The 724-nt window shown below is 40.7% G+C and carries 1 protein-coding gene and 1 pseudogene; one reads left to right on the top strand and one right to left on the bottom strand.

Going from position 1 to position 724, the window contains the following annotated elements; translation table 11 throughout:
- Positions 1–476: pseudogene (locus tag NW213_RS16790) on the top strand (acetylornithine carbamoyltransferase); the annotation flags it as partial.
- Positions 477–529: 53 nt separating this feature from the next.
- On the opposite strand, the gene NW213_RS16785 reads toward NW213_RS16790, so the two are convergent.
- The coding region (locus tag NW213_RS16785; RefSeq protein WP_258323477.1) for a rhodanese-like domain-containing protein at positions 530–724 on the bottom strand (195 nt) is incomplete at its 5' end.

Raw genomic sequence — 724 nt, 5'->3', positions numbered from 1 at the left:
AAAAGGACCGTCCTAAAGTAGTGCTTACCTGGGCTCCACATCCTAAAGCCCTCCCTCAGGCTGTACCTAATTCATTTGCAGACTTCATGAACGAGGCAGATGTTGATTTTGTTATTACTCATCCGGAAGGCTACGAGCTCGATCCTAAATTTGTACGTGGTGCAAAAGTTGAGTATGATCAGATGAAGGCTTTCGAAGGCGCAGATTTTATATATGCAAAGAACTGGGCATGTCCAGGAGTTACCAATCCTGCAGATTATGGTAAGGTGTTTTCAAAGGATATGGGATGGACTGTTGACGCCAAACACATGGCGGTCACTAATAATGCCTATTTCATGCATTGTTTGCCTGTGCGCAGAAATATGATAGTTACCGATGATGTTATTGAAGCACCTACATCGTTGGTTATTCCTGAGGCAGCAAACCGTGAGATTTCGGCAACAGTTGTATTGAAAAGAATGCTTCAATCATTGTAAAAAAATAAATAAGGGCAGTTCTCTACCATTTCGGTTTGAACTGCCCTTTTATGTTATTTCTCTATATCTTTACCTAAGTCTATCCAATTCAGGATACCCTTGTCAAGGTTATATACCGTATATCCTTTCTTTACCAAAAGTCTTGCGGCATTCCTGCTTCTGCGTCCACTCTTGCAATATACAGCTACAGGTCTAGATTTGTCAAGAATCTCATCAGCTGCAGCTGAAAACTTATCATCAAATATATT

The sequence above is a fragment of the Bacteroides sp. ET336 genome (genome assembly GCF_024733815.1).
GTDB classification, from domain to species: Bacteria; Bacteroidota; Bacteroidia; order Bacteroidales; family Bacteroidaceae; genus Phocaeicola; species Phocaeicola cellulolyticus.
This window is presented reverse-complemented; position numbering and strand designations above follow the sequence as displayed.